This is a genomic window from Nocardia sp. NRRL WC-3656 (assembly GCF_000720265.1).
In the GTDB taxonomy this organism is placed as follows: domain Bacteria; phylum Actinomycetota; class Actinomycetes; order Mycobacteriales; family Mycobacteriaceae; genus Nocardia; species Nocardia nova.
Genome location: NZ_JOJF01000012.1, coordinates 143,604 through 160,014, shown reverse-complemented (window position 1 = coordinate 160,014; position 16,411 = coordinate 143,604). Strand labels below are relative to the sequence as shown.

16 protein-coding genes are annotated in these 16,411 nt (G+C 68.0%); 5 read left to right on the top strand and 11 right to left on the bottom strand.

Annotated features, from left to right (window positions below):
• Window positions 1-4 precede the first annotated feature (4 nt).
• The 8 genes from IG65_RS0117745 to IG65_RS0117710 all read right to left on the bottom strand — a co-directional run bounded on the left by IG65_RS0117745 (window position 5) and on the right by IG65_RS0117710 (window position 8,204).
• Window positions 5-550, bottom strand: coding sequence for a TerD family protein (locus tag IG65_RS0117745; RefSeq protein WP_030516041.1), 546 nt, complete (start codon window positions 548-550; stop codon window positions 5-7).
• Between the two features lie 144 nt (window positions 551-694).
• Entirely contained in the window at window positions 695-2,758 is a 2,064-nt protein-coding gene (locus tag IG65_RS0117740; RefSeq protein ID WP_030516040.1) for a CocE/NonD family hydrolase, read from the bottom strand.
• 107 nt (window positions 2,759-2,865) lie between these two features.
• Entirely contained in the window at window positions 2,866-4,095 is a 1,230-nt protein-coding gene (locus IG65_RS0117735; protein WP_030516039.1) for a cytochrome P450, read from the bottom strand.
• On the bottom strand, window positions 4,092-5,369 hold the full coding sequence (locus IG65_RS0117730; RefSeq protein WP_030516038.1) for a cytochrome P450: 1,278 nt from the start codon (window positions 5,367-5,369) through the stop codon (window positions 4,092-4,094). Before IG65_RS0117730 ends, IG65_RS0117735 begins: the two co-directional genes overlap by 4 nt.
• Window positions 5,366-6,013: an ATP/GTP-binding protein gene (locus IG65_RS0117725; RefSeq protein ID WP_030516037.1), complete on the bottom strand. Its 648-nt coding sequence runs from the start codon at window positions 6,011-6,013 to the stop codon at window positions 5,366-5,368. The genes IG65_RS0117730 and IG65_RS0117725 overlap by 4 nt, the downstream gene beginning before the upstream one ends.
• Complete coding sequence (locus tag IG65_RS0117720; RefSeq protein ID WP_030516036.1) at window positions 5,994-6,359, bottom strand: DUF742 domain-containing protein; 366 nt, start codon at window positions 6,357-6,359, stop codon at window positions 5,994-5,996. The genes IG65_RS0117725 and IG65_RS0117720 overlap by 20 nt, the downstream gene beginning before the upstream one ends.
• A gap of 10 nt (window positions 6,360-6,369) precedes the next feature.
• Entirely contained in the window at window positions 6,370-6,777 is a 408-nt protein-coding gene (locus IG65_RS0117715; RefSeq protein ID WP_030516035.1) for a roadblock/LC7 domain-containing protein, read from the bottom strand.
• Window positions 6,774-8,204 carry a sensor histidine kinase KdpD gene (locus IG65_RS0117710; RefSeq protein WP_051756351.1) on the bottom strand — a complete coding sequence of 477 codons (1,431 nt, stop codon included), beginning with the start codon at window positions 8,202-8,204 and terminating at the stop codon, window positions 6,774-6,776. Before IG65_RS0117710 ends, IG65_RS0117715 begins: the two co-directional genes overlap by 4 nt.
• A gap of 480 nt (window positions 8,205-8,684) precedes the next feature.
• Here IG65_RS0117710 and IG65_RS0117705 point away from each other — a divergent pair, with 480 nt between their 5' ends.
• Genes IG65_RS0117705 through IG65_RS0117695 form a run of 3 tightly spaced genes read left to right on the top strand, consistent with a single transcriptional unit; the run spans window position 8,685 to window position 10,892 of the window.
• Window positions 8,685-9,488 (top strand): SDR family oxidoreductase, encoded by an 804-nt coding sequence (locus tag IG65_RS0117705; protein ID WP_030516033.1) that lies wholly within the window; start codon window positions 8,685-8,687, stop codon window positions 9,486-9,488.
• 8 nt (window positions 9,489-9,496) lie between these two features.
• Entirely contained in the window at window positions 9,497-10,345 is an 849-nt protein-coding gene (locus IG65_RS0117700) for a TIGR03619 family F420-dependent LLM class oxidoreductase (RefSeq protein WP_030516032.1), read from the top strand.
• Between the two features lie 37 nt (window positions 10,346-10,382).
• Window positions 10,383-10,892: a nuclear transport factor 2 family protein gene (locus tag IG65_RS0117695; protein ID WP_051756348.1), complete on the top strand. Its 510-nt coding sequence runs from the start codon at window positions 10,383-10,385 to the stop codon at window positions 10,890-10,892.
• Window positions 10,893-10,899: 7 nt separating this feature from the next.
• On the opposite strand, the gene IG65_RS0117690 is transcribed toward IG65_RS0117695, so the two are convergent.
• The 3 genes from IG65_RS0117690 to IG65_RS0117680 all read right to left on the bottom strand — a co-directional run bounded on the left by IG65_RS0117690 (window position 10,900) and on the right by IG65_RS0117680 (window position 14,286).
• On the bottom strand, window positions 10,900-12,666 hold the full coding sequence (locus IG65_RS0117690) for an oleate hydratase (protein ID WP_030516030.1): 1,767 nt from the start codon (window positions 12,664-12,666) through the stop codon (window positions 10,900-10,902).
• 63 nt (window positions 12,667-12,729) lie between these two features.
• Window positions 12,730-13,590, bottom strand: a complete 861-nt coding sequence (locus IG65_RS0117685) for a 3-hydroxyacyl-CoA dehydrogenase (protein WP_030516029.1) — start codon at window positions 13,588-13,590, stop codon at window positions 12,730-12,732.
• A gap of 39 nt (window positions 13,591-13,629) precedes the next feature.
• Window positions 13,630-14,286, bottom strand: coding sequence for a TetR family transcriptional regulator (locus tag IG65_RS0117680; protein ID WP_030516028.1), 657 nt, complete (start codon window positions 14,284-14,286; stop codon window positions 13,630-13,632).
• A gap of 210 nt (window positions 14,287-14,496) precedes the next feature.
• Between IG65_RS0117680 and IG65_RS0117675 the strand changes: the two genes are divergently transcribed.
• The gene (locus IG65_RS0117675; RefSeq protein ID WP_197039865.1) at window positions 14,497-15,483 is read left to right on the top strand and encodes a DUF2804 domain-containing protein; all 987 of its coding nucleotides are present in this window, start codon (window positions 14,497-14,499) and stop codon (window positions 15,481-15,483) included.
• A 124-nt stretch (window positions 15,484-15,607) separates the two neighbouring features.
• A complete protein-coding gene (locus tag IG65_RS0117670) occupies window positions 15,608-16,405 on the top strand; it encodes an ABC transporter permease (protein ID WP_030516026.1) in 798 nt (265 codons plus the stop codon).
• Window positions 16,406-16,411 lie beyond the last annotated feature (6 nt).

The window sequence follows — 16,411 nt, the reverse complement described above, 5'->3', positions numbered from 1 at the left end:
CGCGTCAGCGCAGCAGGCCGGCGAGGTGGGGTAGCGCCTCGACGGGATGTGCGGCGGCGATTCCGGCGGCGATCTCGCGGAATTCCCAGCCGTGGCGCCCGCGGCGGAAAACTCCCACCACCATGCCGGTATCGCCGCCCGCGCCGAGGTCGCGATCGGCGAGCACGGTGCCGTCGTCGGCGGTGACGCGGCAGCGCGCGTTCTCGACCTCGGCGAAGGTCTGGCCGCTGTAGCAGGTGACGACCACGACGACGCCGGTGATCTCGGGGCGCACCCGGGTCAGGTCGAGGGTGATGATCTCGTCGTCGCCCTCGTCCTCGCCGTTGACGCTGTCGCCGAGCAGTCGCACCGCACCGTCGGCGGAGATCAGGTGCTGGTGATAGACCACCTCCACCGGGTCGTCGCCGGCCAGCAGCACGGCGGCCGCGTTGAGGTCGATCGCGGTGCGGCGGGCGCCGAACCAGCGCCGGCCGCGGGCGGGGTCCCATCCCAGGCCCACGGTCGCGAATTCCACCGGACCAGCAGCGCCCTGTGGTTGTTCTCCGGACATCAGCCGCACCTCCCCGCCGAGCGGTGCGACGTCGGTGCGCACCGGCTTCTCGCGGTCATTATCGACCGTCGACTGCACGACGTTAACCGGCGGGCGGTACCGAACCTCAGGTGCGGCTCGAAAACTGTTCGACCACTGGGCGATTCAGCCGATGGGCCGATCGGTGGGCAGATTGACGTAACTCGGTGCGTTCGGATCCAGGCGCAGATGCTGGGGCTTGAGCTCGGAATCGTTGAGCATCGGACGGAACGGCATGGCCTTGGGCGCATTGGCCGCGAACAGGTCGATCCGCAGCCGATGCCCGATCTGCAGCCGAGCCTGGGTCGGGATCACCGCGATGTCGAGGCCCACGGGTTCGCCGGGTGTCACCGGCTGCCGCGCCGTGGCGGTGAGGAGATGGAACGGAATCGTATAGTCGCCGTTGGCGGATCGGCTGCTGCGGGCATCGTCGACGGCGCGCATGGAGACGGTGAGCTGGCCGGTGGTCAGTGCGGTGGAGGTGCCGTCGGGTGCGACGTCGTTGACGGTGGCGCTCCAGAATCCGTCGGTGGCGTCCTGCACGGTCTCGAGGTGGATGTCGATGGGCCCGGAGATGGCGGTCGGCGCGGAAACCGGGGCGCTGGTGAAGGTCAGCGCATCGTGTTCGGCTACCCGGGAGTCCTTGGCGCAGGCATCGAGCATCGCCGCGGAACCGGCCGAACCCTGGGCCGCGTCCCGGGAGCAGAGGGTCGCCAGTCCCGGCGCCACGGTGAGTGTGGCGACCTCGGCCGGCGGCTGTGCGCTCAACGACCCGTCGTGCACCGCCGCATCGGTGGTGCCGCTGGGCCCGGCGGTCAGGTAGACCCGGCGGTGGTCGGCTCCCGGCTGCGGATACTGCGGCAGCGTCACCCAGCCGCCGCCCTGCTCCTTCAGCACGATGGGGCCGTAGCTGTCGATACCGTTGTCGATGTCCTTGAGCCACTTGTCGAACCACGCTCGCTGCAACACCTCGAGCCGCGGCGGGGCGCCGGGTACGCCGGTGCCGGCACCGGGATTGGCGTGATAGGTGTCGCCGACCACGAGTTGTTTCCGCCCGGCCGACAGCGGGATTGCCTGATAGATCTTGGTGGCGCTGTTGGCGAAGATGTCGTGCCAGCCGCCGTAGACGAAGGTGGGCACGGTGACTCGTTCCGGATGTCCCGTCAGGGCCTGGCGGAAATCGCTACCGGAGTCCAGTGCGTCCGAGAGGGCGGGCGGCATATCGTCCATCGACGGCGTCAACAGGGCCTGGGCGAGCAGGTCCACATTGGTGGCCGGATCCGCCACCCGGGCGCTGAGCCATTTCCAGTCGAAGGTTCCGTTGAGGATCGACTTCAGATCGGGGATCAGCTTGAGCTGATTGACCGTTTGGAGCCACATCGGCAGGAAGGTGGTGCCGACACCGCCGCCCGGCGCCACCACGTCACGCATGAGATCGCTGCCGGGCACCACCGGGAAGATGGCGCGCAGCGCCGCCGGGGCGTCCTCCGCCGCTCGCAGCTGATTGATGGCCGCGTACGAGCCGCCGCTCATCGCCACCTTGCCGTTCGAGAACGGTTGTGCCGCAGCCCAATCGATCACCTCGCGGGTATCGAGCTGTTCCCGCGCGCCAAGGGTCTCCCAATTGCCCTGGGACTGTCCGGTGCCGCGCACATCGGCGACCACCAGCGTGTAGCCGCTGCGAATCAGATTGCGGTCCAGGCCGAGGACGGTCGGCACGGTGCCGCCGTCGAGGGCGTGCAGCAGATCGCCGAAGCTGCTGATCGGGGTGCCGGAGAGGTTGATCTGCCGCACCAGGGACATGACCAGGGGCTGCAGTGCGGGATTCTCCACCGCCGAGCCGACCAGATCGGTCATCAGCTTGGTGTAGGGCGTGAGATTGACGATGGTCGGCAGCGGCTGGGCGACAACCGCGCCGGAGGCGTCGACCGGCCGGTACACGTCGGCCTTCAGCACGATCCCGTCGCTCATCCGGATCGGCACATCGGAGTCCAGGTGGACGTCCGAATATTGCTGAGGGCCGTCGTGCACGGCGGTCCACTGGTCCTCGCGGCCGGCGAGACCGGGGGCGGCGGAGTGCGGTAGGCCACCGAAGAGGGCGGTGGCGGTCGCGGAAAACCCCACTGCCGCAACGGCAATCAGGGTTCGGACGGGCACGACGGGTTTGCGCGATCGCAGCTGCCCGAACATCACGCCCCTTCTCGGTTGAGTTTTCGCGCACGACTGGGCCGGTCATCGACGATAGCAATCCGCTACCGAAAATCCTGGTAGCGCGGCCCTGGTGTCGCGCGCGGAACTCAGTCGCCGAGCCGGACCGGGAACTGGGCCAGATCGTTCTGCGTCAGCACGGGAAGGTTGTGAATCTCCTCCACCGGTACGGCCAACGACAGCTGCGGGAACCGTTCGAACAGCGCGGGCAGTGCGATCGAGGCTTCCAGCCGGGCGAGGGCGGCGCCCGGGCAGATGTGTGGTCCGTGACCGAAACTGATGTGCCGCTTGGCCGTCGGCCGGGTGATGTCGAATGCGTCGGCGTCGGCGCCGTGCACCGTGGTGTCGCGGCCGATGGCCCGATACGACATGACCACCCCCTCGCCGCGTTCGATAACGGTGTCACCGACGGTGATGTCCTCGGTCGCGAACCGCATGAGCAGATGTGTCACCGGCCCGTCCCAGCGCAGCGTCTCCTCGATCGCTGTCTCCCAATCGATCTGCCCCGAGCGCACCAGCTCGAACTGCTCCGGATGGGTGAGCAGGGCGCGCACGGTGGTGAGGATCAGCGACACCGTGGTCTCGTGCCCGGCGGCGACCAGCGCCTGCAGATTGCCGACCACCTCGGCCTCGCTGAGCGGTTCGCCACCGTCGGTGGCCAGAATCAGCGCGCTGGTCAGGTCGTCGGCCGGGTCGGCGGACTTCTTGCGCACCATCTCGGTGAAGTACTCGCCCATTCGCTCGATCACCGCGAGCCGCTCGTCCTGCGGGGTGAGCAGGGAGAAGAACGCCTTGTACCAGTCGAGCAGCATCGGATGATCGGCGTGGTCGACGCCCATGAGCTCGCTGATCACGCGCATCGGCAGCGGATAGGCGAAGACCGATTTCAGGTCGGCCGTGCCGTCGCCGGCGGCGGCCAGATCGTCCAGCAGTGCGGCGACGGTCGATTCGATGAACGGGCGCAGGGAGGTCAGGCGGCGCGCGGTCAGCGCCTGGGTGGTCTTGATGCGCAGGCGGCGGTGTTCGGGGCCGTCGACGGTGAACATCGAGACCCCGACGTCGATCATGCCGATCAGCGGCCACTGCCGGGTGACCACGCCGTCGCGCCACAGCGACCAGGAGTTGATGTCCTTGACCAGCCGCGGGTCGATGAGCAACTGCCGGGCCAGGGTGTGGCCGGTGACGGTCCAGGCCGGCACCCCCAGCAGTTCGATCCGGGTCAGCTGTCCGGCATCGCGTAATCGGGCGGTCTCACCGCCGAGGTCGCCGACCATCGGATCGATCACGAGCGGTGCGGCATGCGGGCAACTGGCATTCACGGGGTACCTCCCACGGTACGAACGGGTGTGAAGGTGACCGGCAGCGACGTCATTCCGCGCAGGAACGGCGACGGCCGGCGAGTCAGTTCGGTGGCGGCGACGGCGAGGTCGAGATCCGGCAGCCGATCCAGCAGGACTTCGATCCCGGTGCGCGCGATGATCTCCGCGATCTGCTGGGCCGGGAAGGGGCAGCGGTATTCGCCGTAACTGAACGCGAAATGCGCGCTGTTGCCGCTGTGCGCGGGCGCGAGGGAATCGGAAAGGTCTTGGCGCACATGCGGATCGGCGTTCGCTCCGGCCAGGCCGAGCAGCAGCATATCGCCGCGCCGGATGGTCTTGTCGGCCAGCCGGGTGTCGCGCGAGGCCCAACGCCCGGCCAGGATCTGGGTGGGGGTGTCCTCCCACAGCACCTCGTTCATCGCCTGCCCGATGCTGTGGCGGCCACCGCCGAGGGCGGCCGCGAAGCGATCGTCGGTGAGCATCAGCCGCACCGAATTTCCGAGCCAGTCGCTGGTCGGCAGCTGGCCCGCGGCGGTGACGGCCATCAGGTCGAGCGCGTATTCCTCGTCGCTGAACCGTTCGGGCGAGTGCAGCATCCGCGAGGTGAGATCGTTGCCCGGGCGCGACTTCTTCATGGCGACGAGTCGCTGCATATGTTCGGCGAATCGGCCGTAGGCCGCCTGCGCCTCGGCGCCACCGTCGGCCAGGGTCTTCATGGTCCAGGCCAGATCCGCACCCTGATCGTCGGGGAATCCGATCACCCAGGCCAACGCCAGCACCGGCAGCGGTTCGGCGAATTCCGCGATCAGGTCGGCGGTGCCGCGCCCGCAGAAGCGGTCGATCAGCTGATCGGCCAGATCCTCACATGCTCTGCGCAATCCGAACGGGTCGACCTGTTCGAGCGCGGGCTCGACCATGGCTAGATGCCGCAGATGCTCGGCTCCCGCGGTGAAGTAGATCGACGGCATCGGGCGGCCGACCATCGGCAGCAGCGGCCAGTCCTCGGGGATGTTCGGCCACTGGTTCCAGCGCGCCACATCGCGCGGGAACAGTTCCGCATCGCTGGTGACCTGGTGAACTTCGCGATAACCGATCACCAGCCAGGCCGGAATTCCGCCGGGCAGTTCCACCGAGACCACCGGGCCGTGGGCCCGCCGCATCTCCCGGTACAACTCGTGCGGGTCGGTGTGGAAACGCGGGCCGCTCAACGGCATCGGATCCGCGGGCGAGACCGGGCAACCACCGGCGCTGAGACCGGCCTGCGGCGCGTTCATCGGGCCGATCCCCGGGCGGTGGCCCGAAGGCCGGCGGCGTGCAGATGTTCGACCAGGGCGATCAGCACCCGCTTGCCCGAATCCCGCGAGCGCGCATCGCATTCCACCAGTGGCACGTGCGGATCCAGATCCAGGGCGGCACGCAGTTGGGTGTCGTCGTGGCCGGTGGGCCCGAAGATGTTGCACGCCACCACGAAGGGGGTCTGCTGATGTTCGAGCCGGTCGATGGCGTACCAGGAGTCGGTGATCCGGCGCGGGTCGACGAGCACGATCGCGCCCAGCGCGCCGGTGAACAACCGGTCCCACAGGAACCAGAAGCGCTCCTGCCCCGGTGCGCCGAACAGATACAGGACGTGTTCCGCGTCGATGGTGATGCGGCCGAAGTCGAAGGCGACCGTGGTAGTGGATTTGGCCGGTGCGCCGGTGGGATCGTCGATGCCGATGCCCAGCGAGGTCATCGTCGCCTCGGTGTCGAGCGGGCGGATCTCGCTGACCGCGCGGACCATAGTGGTTTTACCGACGCCGAAACCGCCGACGATGACGACCTTGAGCCCGTGCCGGGCGGTGTCGGCCAGCGGCGCCTGGGCCCGGGCGGGACGGTCGCCGAATCCGGTGCGGAGGGGATCAGAGGTTGCGGAGTCCAACGAGCACCTTCTCCAGTATTTCGGTGTCGGGCAAGGCATTCCACGGCTCCCACGCGGGCGCGGAATGCGGGTGGCGCACGGTGATCTTTCCGGCGTCGAGCAGGTCGGCCAGCAACACCATCGTGATGCCGACCGGCAGCCGTAATTCCGCGGCGATCTCGACCACGGCCGTCGGCGCCCGGCAGATCTCGAGGATCGCGACCTGCTCGGACTGCATCCCCGGGGCCGGCTCCGATTCGGCCACCACGAGTGTCACCAGATCGAAGGCGTCGGTATCGGGGTGGCTGCGGCCGCCGGTGAGGGTGTAGAGCCGGTCCGGGGTGTCGTCGCGGCCCGGCCTGGTCATCGCGCCCGCCTCACGGCCGCGGGCCGCGCGGCGCGGCGGAGAGGTGTTCGCCGAGCTGTTCGACCAGTTCGCTCATGTTGTGGCCGACCAGTCCGGCATCTGCCTCGGCATCGGCGACGACCGCGATGTGGGCGCCCGATCCGGCCTCGACGATGAACAGGATGCCGCCGTAGAACTCCGTCATCGACTGCCGCACGCCACTGCGCCCGTCGCCGAATTCCACCGAGGCGCCGTGCGAGAGGCTCTGGATTCCGGCCGCGATCGCGGCCAGCTGATCGGCCTTGTCCACCGACAGTTCCGGGGTGTGGCAGATCTTGAGACCGTCGCTGGACAGCAGCAAGGCGTGCCGGCTGTGCGGGGTGCGGGCCAGCAGCTGGTCCAGGAGCCAATCCAGGTGCGCCGGTACCGAAGTGGTCATCGATCGTTCTCCAGGGCAATCGAAGGGGAGGGGGAATCCGGGGCCGAGACCGCGCGCTGGAAGGCGCCGAGGGCCGACGGCCGCGTCCGCGGGTAGGCCGAATCCTCGACGGCGGCGGTGCGCAGGCCGTCGGGATGGACCGCGGCGAGAGTGCTGCCGCGGCGGCGCTTCGGTAAGGGTTCGGCCGACCGATCGGGGTCCGGAACTGCTTGCGTGGCAGAGTATTTCGCGGCCGGGGTGGGGGCGTCGGCGTCCCGGTCGTCGGTGACGGGCGGTCCGAACGGACTCGCCGGAAGGGCGGCCGGGGTCGCGACCCGCGCCGCGGGCGGCAGTTCGATCGTCGCGGTGGAGCCGGGGGAGCGGTCCAGGCGCGTGGTCAGATCGCGCGGAACCACCACGACGACCGCCGTGCCGCCGATCGCCGACGGGCGATACGACACCGTGAGCGCATGTTTGCGCGCCAGATTGCCGACCACCGCGAGCCCGAGCCGGGTGCCGGTCAGCGAGGACAGATCGGTATCCGCTCCGCGTGCCGTCCGGGTGCCGGACACCGCCTGTTCGGCGCGGCGCAGGGCGGATTCGCTCATCACCAGTCCGCTGTCCTCGATGGTGACGACGACGCCGGCCGGCACTTCGGCGGCGTAGACGTGGACCTCGGTGGTGGGCGGGGAGAAATTGCAGGCGTTGTCGATCAGCTCGGCCAGCGCGTGCATGACGCCCTCGGCGGCATGACCGGCGATCGCGATTTCGGCGACCGCGCGCAGGCGCACCCGGCGGTAGCCCGCGACGCGACCCATGGCGCCGCGCAGAATCGATTCCATCGCAATGGGTTTCGCCCACCGCCGGCCCGAGCGGGCGCCGCTGAGCACCGCGATGCTGTCGGCCAGGCGTCCGGCCTGTGCGGTGCGATGGTCGAGGATCAGCAGATCGGCCAGCACCGACGGATCGGCGTGCCGATGTTCCATTTCGCGCAGTTCGGCCAGCATCGAGGTGGTCATCGCCTGCATCCGCCCGGCGGCGCCGGCGAACGCCGCCATCGCGGCCACCCGGCGGTTCTCGCTGCCGCCCGCCTCCCGCCCCGCCGCGACCGCGGTGTCGTGGGCGGCGGCCAGGCGCGCCTCGCTCTCGGCGACGTAGTGTGCCGCCGCACGCTCGGCGCGATCGTTGGCCTCGCGATAGCGAATCGCCTGGTCACGGTAGTGACCGGCGAATCCCGACGTCACGGCCAAGGCCAGCCCCACGACCCCGGCGGCGATGGCCAGGACCACTCGTTCGGTCTCGGGCGCGAACCGGAGCATGGCAAGGCACGCCGCGGCGCCGACGAAGACGCAGATCGTCGCGGGAAGGAGAAAGGCCGGTACTCGTCGCGGTGGCCGGGATGTGGCGGCGCCCCCGGGCGCCTGCTGCGAATTGACTGAATAGGTCACTATCGATACTTCCGGATCCACATCCACGTGTGCGGAGATGGCACAGTTCCCCCACCTTCCGCTGTGCACGGCTGACTCGAATGCGCGGACCGCCAGACGATTTCGAAATTCGCGCACGAGCATAACCCCGACCCCGAGGGTGCGCTACCCGAAGTGTTCGTGCCGTCCGGCGGCTTCGAAATGGAAGTTTCACGGCGAGTTTTCGAAATGAAGGAATGTGATGCCGAGTGCCCCGTTTCCGCGAAAACACTGCTCAGCAACCATGTTCGAAAATACTGGCGAATGTGTCGTACGCGCGATCGGCACGATCACGAACTGAAAACGTTGCGGCGCACTATCTTTCGGCAATTTAGTGAACAGCGCTCATTTCACCCTGAGCAGTGCTTTTCTTCGCGACACGAGTGTCCGGTGAGCGGGAGTGCGCGCCGGACCGAAACCTGTTTCAGTTACCGTCCGGGCATGGCCGCAGAACCGAACGACATCATCGATCCGCACCGCTACGGGCCGTGGGCCGTCATCGCCGGCGGTTCGGAGGGGGTCGGCGCGGAGTTCGCCGACCGGCTCGCCGCCGCGGGAATCAATATCGTCCTGCTGGCGCGGCGGGAGGGCCCGCTGGCCGAGACCGCCGAACGTGTCGCCGCGCGCGGGGTCCAGGTTCGGACACTGGCGGTCGATCTGACCGCGCCCGACGCACCGGCGCGCGTCGCGTCCGCGACCGCCGACGTGGAGGTCGGCCTGCTCGTCTACAACGCGGGCGCCAACACCCACAGCGCCGAATTCCTCGACGGCGACCTCGACGCGTTCGCCGCCATGAACGCGCTCAATGTCACCGCGCCGCTGGCGCTCGTGCACCATTTCGGGCGCGGCATGCGCGAGCGGGGCCGCGGCGGCATCGTGCTGGTCGGCTCGCTCACCGGTTACTGCGGCTCGGCCCGCCACACCGTCTACGGCGGTTCCAAGGCGTATCTGCGGATCTTCGCCGAGAGCCTGTGGCTGGAACTGCGGGATTACAACGTCGACGTGCTGCATCTGGTGCTGGGTGTCACCCGGACACCGGCGATGGCACGTGCGGGATTGAATTTCGACATCCCCGGCATGCTCGTGGCCGAACCGGCCGATGTGGCGCGCGAAGGGCTCGAGCAGCTGGCCAACGGACCGGTGTTCGTCGCGGGCGGCAATGCCGAGACGGCGGCGCGCAGCAGCGGTCCGGATCGGGCGGCGATCGTGCTGGGCGGGCATCGCCGGATGCAGAAGTTGATCGGCGCCGAACCGGATCAGCGATGACCGGCCCGGTGCGCCTGGCCCTGTCGTCGCCGATCGTGGTGCGGTTTCCCGGGCAGTACTCGCCGTGGGAGGCCGATGCCGGCATGGCGGAACTCGCCCGCATCGCCGAGACCGCCGACCGCCTGGGCTTCGACCATCTCACCTGCAGTGAACACACCGCGGTACCGGCGTCGGTGGCCGCTTCCCGGGGTGCGACCTACTGGGATCCGCTGGCCACGCTCGCATATCTGGCCGCCCGCACCACCCGGATCCGGCTCGCCACCTCGGTGCTGGTGCTGCCGTATCACCACCCGCTCGAGATCGCCAAGCGCTACGGCACACTGGACCGGATCAGTGGCGGCCGGGTCGTGCTCGGTGTCGGGGTGGGATCTCTGCGGGCGGAATTCGATCTGCTCGGGGCGACCTGGGAGGGGCGCGGAGAGCGCGCCGACGATGCGATAGCCGCCGTGCGCGCCGCATTCGGCGTGCGCGAACCCGATTACGCCGGAACGCATTACAGCTTCTCCGGGATGATCGTCGAGCCCGCCGGAGTGCAAGCCCGGGTGCCCATCTGGGTGGGCGGGCGAACGATGCGCTCGCTGCGCCGCGCGGTCCGCTTCGGCGACGGGTGGATGCCGTTCGGTTTGCCGATGGCGGAGCTGAAAACGATGCTCTCGCAGGTCGATTCGCCACCCGGATTCGAGGTGGTCCTGCCCACCGGCCCGCTGGATCCGCTCGGTGAGCCGGACCGGGTGACCCGGCGGCTCGCGGCCCTGGCGGATGCGGGTGCGACACTGGCCGGATGCGCCGTCACCGCGAACTCGGCCGAACACTACTGCGACCAATTGGCCGCATTGGCCGAGCTGGCGAACCGGTGAGCCCGATATCGCCACGGGCGGACCAGAGGAGGACGAGATGACCGAGGTCGAACTCGCGGATATTCTCCGCCGGCTGCGACGGGTCGAGGACGAACTCGCGATCCTGCGCATCATCGCGTCCTACGGACCGCTGGTCGATGCCGGGCAGGCGCAGGCGACCGCCGAATTATGGTGTGCAGACGGCGAATACGACGTCGAGGGCTGGCGGATGCGGGGGCGTGACCAGGTGCGCGCGATGGTGGAATCGCCCGCACATCGGACGCTCATCGCCGCCGGGTCGGCGCATTTCCAGGGTCCGGCACGCATCGACATCGACGGTGACGAGGCGCTCGCGGTCTTCGAATCACTGCTGGTGCACCGCGAATCGGACGGATACGAGGTACTGCGCGCGAGTGTGCACCGGCTCGAACTCCGCCGCGAATCCGACGGGTGGCGCATCGCCCGCCGCACCGGCCGTCTGCTCGACGGGGGTGAGCAGGCACGAGAACTGCTGTCCACCTTCGCGCGCCGAAGCGGGGACCGGCCGTCGGCCGATCCCCGCGACTGAATGCCGGTTACTTGTCGGCGATGAGCCCGTACTCGGCGAGCAGCAGTCCGACCTCCGAACTCTCCAGCTTCCCGATAAGCCTGCGCCGCAACGCCTCCGGGCCCGGAATCTTCAGCGCGTCCCCGTCGCGCATGTGGCCGACCGCATTGAGCAGGCTGCGCACGTCGTAGGTGGAGTTGAACACTTCGGGCACGCCACGCTCGATGCCCAGCAGCCGATAAGCGGCCTCCATACCGGTGCGCACCGAGTACTCGGTGGTGAAGATGCAGTCCCGGCTCGTTTCGGCGAACTGGCCGATGAAGGCGAAGTTCACCACGCCCTCGGGCACCACGTCGGGCCGGTCACCGGCCTGGCGCGGCATGAAGAACGAGGTGACGTAGGGCATCATCACCGGCACGCACTTCGCGGCCTCGGCCGCCAACTCCGGGATGTCGTCGAGCGGAACGCCCAAGTGGTACAACCACTCCTGGGTGATCTCCTCGCCGGTGCACTCCTGCATCGTCTTGTGCACGTAGTCGCCCGGCTTGTCGGCGAACAGCGAGTACACCCACACCACGATCTGATCGGCCGGTTGCTGTTTGAAGTGCGGTTGCCGGTTCACCGTCCAGCTCAGCAGCCAGCTGGAATCCCGGGCGGTGACGATGCCGCCGGTGACGACCTTGCCGCTGAAGGGATCGCGTTTGCAGATCTTGCGGATGTACTCCGGTATGCGCTGATCGAGTGTGGTGACCGTCGCCGATTCCCATTTGGTCTGGGGAATATGGGATCCGAAGACGTCGGGACGGCCGAAGGCGCGATCCTTGGCCGCGATCCGCCGCCACAGTTCCCATGCGGGCGCCGGTCCCTCGTTCAGTGTCGCCGGGGTGTGGTGATCGCCCTCGTCGGAGTTCTCCACCAGCGAACCGATCGTGGTGAACAACAGATCGTCCGGGCCCAGCCGGACGCCGCCCTCGACCCCGTCCGAGACCCAGTGGATACCGGTGGCCTGCTTGCGATCCGCGGTGATGTCGAAGTCGATATCGGTGACCTCGGTGTCGAACCGGATCGTCACGCCCTGATCGAGCAGCCACCGATACAGCGGCAGTACCAGCGATTCGTACTGGTTGTACTTGGTGAACTTCAGTGCCGAGAAGTCCGGCAGGCCGCCGATGTGATGGATGAACCGGTGCAGGTACAGCTTCATCTCCAGCGCGCTGTGCCACTCCTCGAAGGCGAACATCGTGCGCCAGTACAGCCAGAAGTTGCTCTGCAGGAAGTCCTTTCCGAACACCTCGTCGATGCGCTTGTTCTCCATCTCCTCGCGGGTGGCGAGGAAGATCTTCGCGATGTCCTTCTGCGCCCTGTCGTTCAGCGCGAAGAGCCCGTCGGTGTGCGCGTCCTGTCCGCGATCCACCGTGGCACGCTGCAGCGAGTAGTTCGGATCGTCCTTGTTCAGCCAGTAGAACTCATCGAGGACGCTCGCGCCCTCGATCTCGATCGAGGGCACCGAGCGGAACAGGTCCCACAGGCACTCGAAGTGGTTCTCCATTTCGCGGCCACCACGGATGACGAAACCCTTTGCCGGCTCCTTGATTCCGTCCAGCGCGCCACCGGGCAGCTTCAATCGCTCCAGGATGGTGATCCGGTCACCGGACATCTGCCCGTCGCGGATCAGGAAGGCCGCGCCCGACAGCGAGGCCAGGCCCGCCCCGACGAACCACGCCGTCTTGTCGTCGACGCCCTCGGGTTTGCGCGGGCGGGCGAACGCCTCGTAGTTGCCGCTGCTGTAGTACATCCGGGTCTCTCCTGCCTGTAGGTTGTCCGCCCCGACTGTCGAATGTGGCTGTGCCGTAACGCCTTACGCGTTGTACCGGTAGAAGCCCTCGCCGCTGGCCAGGCCGAGCCTGCCCTTGTCGATGTATTCCGACTTCAGCCACTGCGCCAGCTTCTGGCCGTCCTCGCCGCTGTTGACCAGGATGTTGTACGGCGTGGTCAGACCGACGATGTCGAGGATCTGGAAGGGGCCCGCGGGCGCGCCGGTGCCGATGCGCCAGGTCTCGTCGACCGCCTTCGGCTCCGCGTAGCCGCCCGCCGCCAGCGCCATCGCCGAGTTGAGGAACGGCACGAGCAGCGAGTTGAGGACGTAGCCCGCCTTCTCCTTGTGCAGTTCGATCGGCACCATGCCGATGGCCCGGGCGAATTCCACCACCGCCTGATACACCTTCGGATCGGTGTCCTCGGTGCCCATGACCTCGGCGGTGTTGAAGTGCCACACCTGATTCGCGAAGTGCAGGGCGAGAAATCGGTCCGGGCGGCCGGTGGCGTCCTTCATGTCGCTGGGCAGCAGCGTCGAGGAGTTGGTGGCGAAGATGGTGTGCTCGGGCGCGAGCTCACCGAGCCGGCGATAGGTGTCCTGTTTGATCGACAGCACCTCGGGCACCGCTTCGATGATCAGATCCGCGTCCCGGGCCGCCTCGGCGAGATCGCTGGTGAGCGCGATGCCCGCGGCGGTGGCCTCGGCCTTGCCGTCACCCGCGCCCGGTACCTGCTCACGGTAGGTGGCCGCGAGTTTGTCGAAACGCTCGCCCGCCGCGGTCAGCGCCTCGTCGTTGATGTCGTAGGCGGTCACCTCGAAACCGTTGAAGGCGGTCTGGAAGGCGATCTGGGATCCCAGGACGCCGGTCCCGAGGACGCTCACCTTGCGAATCGTGCCGGACATGTCGACTCCGTTCTGCGGGCCGTGGCCCACGTTGGTTTTTCAGGCTCCGGTGACCGCGGCGCTGCGGAAACCGGCGACGAGCTGAGCGATCTGGGCGTGCAGATCGTCGATCGGATCGTGGTGGGGGTGGACGCCGGTGGACGGGCGCACCAGCGCCATGTGCAGTACCGCGAAGAGACTGCGGCCCGCCACGCGGGCCGCCTCCCGCTGCGCGGCCGTGGGCTCGCCGGAGTTCGCGACCGCGGTCAGCAGAATCTCGGCGAGGACCGACTCGAGCTGCGCCACCAACGCCAGCCCCTGTTCCCGGTAGGTCTCCTCGGGCGGGCCGAACAGCAATTCGCGCTGGTAGGCGATGGTGTTCTCGGTATTGCGCGCCGCCGCGACCAGGATCGGCCGCAGCAATGCCGTGATCGCGCCCACCGGATCGGCGATGTCGCGGGCGCGGCGGGCGCCGGCCTCGAGCGCCGACCGGAAGTCCTCGTTGTAGACCATGAGCAGCAGCTGCCCCTTGGACGAGGCGTAGCGGAACAGCGTGCCCGCGGCGATATCGGCCCGATCGGAGATCTGCTGGGTGGTGACCGCGGCGAAACCGCGTTCGGCAAACAACCGCGCGGCCACCTCGAAGATCCGGCTCTGCTTCTCGCGCATATTGCGCACCCGCCGCCCGACCTGCCGGCTCTGCTGTGTACTTGCCACCCGACGCCTCCTATCGGCCGATAAGAATGAGTGCGCTCATTAATGAGCATACTCAGAGCTATCGGAAGTGCAACACGTCCAGCATGACGTCGGCCGCGTGCGCGGATGCCGGCCTCGTCGCAGGCGTGGCCCGTTCGTGATGACCGGCCCGCCCGCGACAATGGACCGACCGCGGTCGCGGCGACCGCGGCAGCGAAGGAGGGCCATACGATGGCCGAACGGGTGACAACCGAGCGCGAGATCACCGCGAGTGTCGATCTGTGCACGTCGCGGGGCCGGCTGAATCCCGACGCGGTGGGCTGGACGCGCCGTCCGCTGCACCGGGCGAATCTGCGTGGCTGGGGTCGCACCAAGCGGTGGGAGTACTGGGGCATCGTCACCCCGGACCACATCATCGGAATCGTGCTGACGTCGCTGGATTACGCCGGCCTGCAGGGTATCTACCTGCTCGATCGGGCTAGCGGCACCGAGATCGTCAAGGATGTGGTGACGCCGTTCGCCCGCGGTGTGCACCTTCCCGATCGCAGCGGTGCCGGCACCGCGACCGGACATGCCGGCGATCTGGTGATCGAATTGCGAAACGATCCGGCCGGCACCAGGATTCACGCCGCCACCCCGCGCATCGATTTCGATCTGACGGCCGGACTGCCGGCGGGACACGAATCGCTCGGTGTCGTGGTGCCGTGGAGTGCGAAGCGCTTCCAGTACACCGTCAAGGATCTCGGCCGTCCGGTGACGGGCACCCTCACCGTGGACGGCGTCGCCTACGTGGTCGCCGACGGGTTCGCCGTGCTCGACCACGGCCGCGGGAAGTGGCCGTACTCGATCGCGTGGAACTGGGCCGCCGGCTGCGGCCCGGAGACGGCGATCCAACTCGGCGGCAAATGGACCGACGGCACCGGTTCGACCGAGAACGCGCTGTTCGTGCGTGGCCGGCTGCACAAGATCGACGATGAGCTGGAATGGGCGTACGACCGCCGGGATTGGTTGCGGCCGTGGCAGATTCGCGGCCCGCGCGTCGCCGTCGAGTTCACGCCCTTCCATGTGCGCGAATCCCGGACGGCGCTGGGTGTGCTGGCCAACGACACTCATCAGTGCTTCGGGCACTTCACCGGCCGAGCCCGCACCGACGACGGGGAATGGGTGGAGCTCGACGGCCTCACCGGCTGGGCGGAAGAGGCGCGCAACCGCTGGTGATCCGAAACGCTACCTACTCGCAATAGCTATTGCGTTCTTGTCTCGCGGATGTAGCATTATCGAAACCGAGAATGCGATTTCCGCCAGGTTGTCGCGACGTAGCGGGGTTCCGGGAGGTGGCGGCATGGCGATAACTCTGCCGGGCTGGTCCCGGAGTATGTCCCGCCGTTCGGCGGGCGGACTGCAGACCATCGGCGGACTGTTCGCCATGTCGGCCGATGCGGTGAAGTTCGCCTTCCGCCGTCCCTTTCAGACCCGCGAATTCCTGGAGCAGTCCTGGTTCGTGGCCCGGGTCTCGCTGATTCCGACCCTGCTCGTGGCGATTCCGTTCACCGTGCTGGTGAGCTTCACGCTCAACATTCTGCTGCGCGAACTGGGTGCTGCCGACCTCAGTGGCGCGGGCGCGGCATTCGGCGCGGTCACCCAGGTGGGTCCCATGGTGACCGTGCTGATCGTCGCCGGATCCGGTGCGACCGCGATGTGCGCGGATCTGGGCTCGCGGACCATCCGCGAGGAGATCGACGCCATGGAGGTGCTCGGCATCAATCCGGTGCAGCGCCTCGTCACTCCGCGCATGCTCGCTTCGGGACTGGTCGCGCTGCTGCTGAACAGTCTGGTCTGCATCATCGGTATCGCCGGTGGTTACGTCTTCTCCGTCTATGTGCAGAACGTCAACCCCGGTGCCTTCGCCAACGGCATCACCCTGCTGACCGGGCTGAACGAAGTCGTGATCTCGGCGGTCAAGGCGCTGTTGTTCGGTCTCGTCGCCGGGCTCATCGCCTGCTATCGCGGGCTGATCGTCTCCGGTGGCGCGAAAGCCGTGGGCAATGCGGTGAACGAAACCGTGGTCTACGCCTTCATGGCGCTGTTCGTGATCAATGTCGTCGTGACCGCGATCGGCATCCAGATGACGGCCAGATGAGGGGGA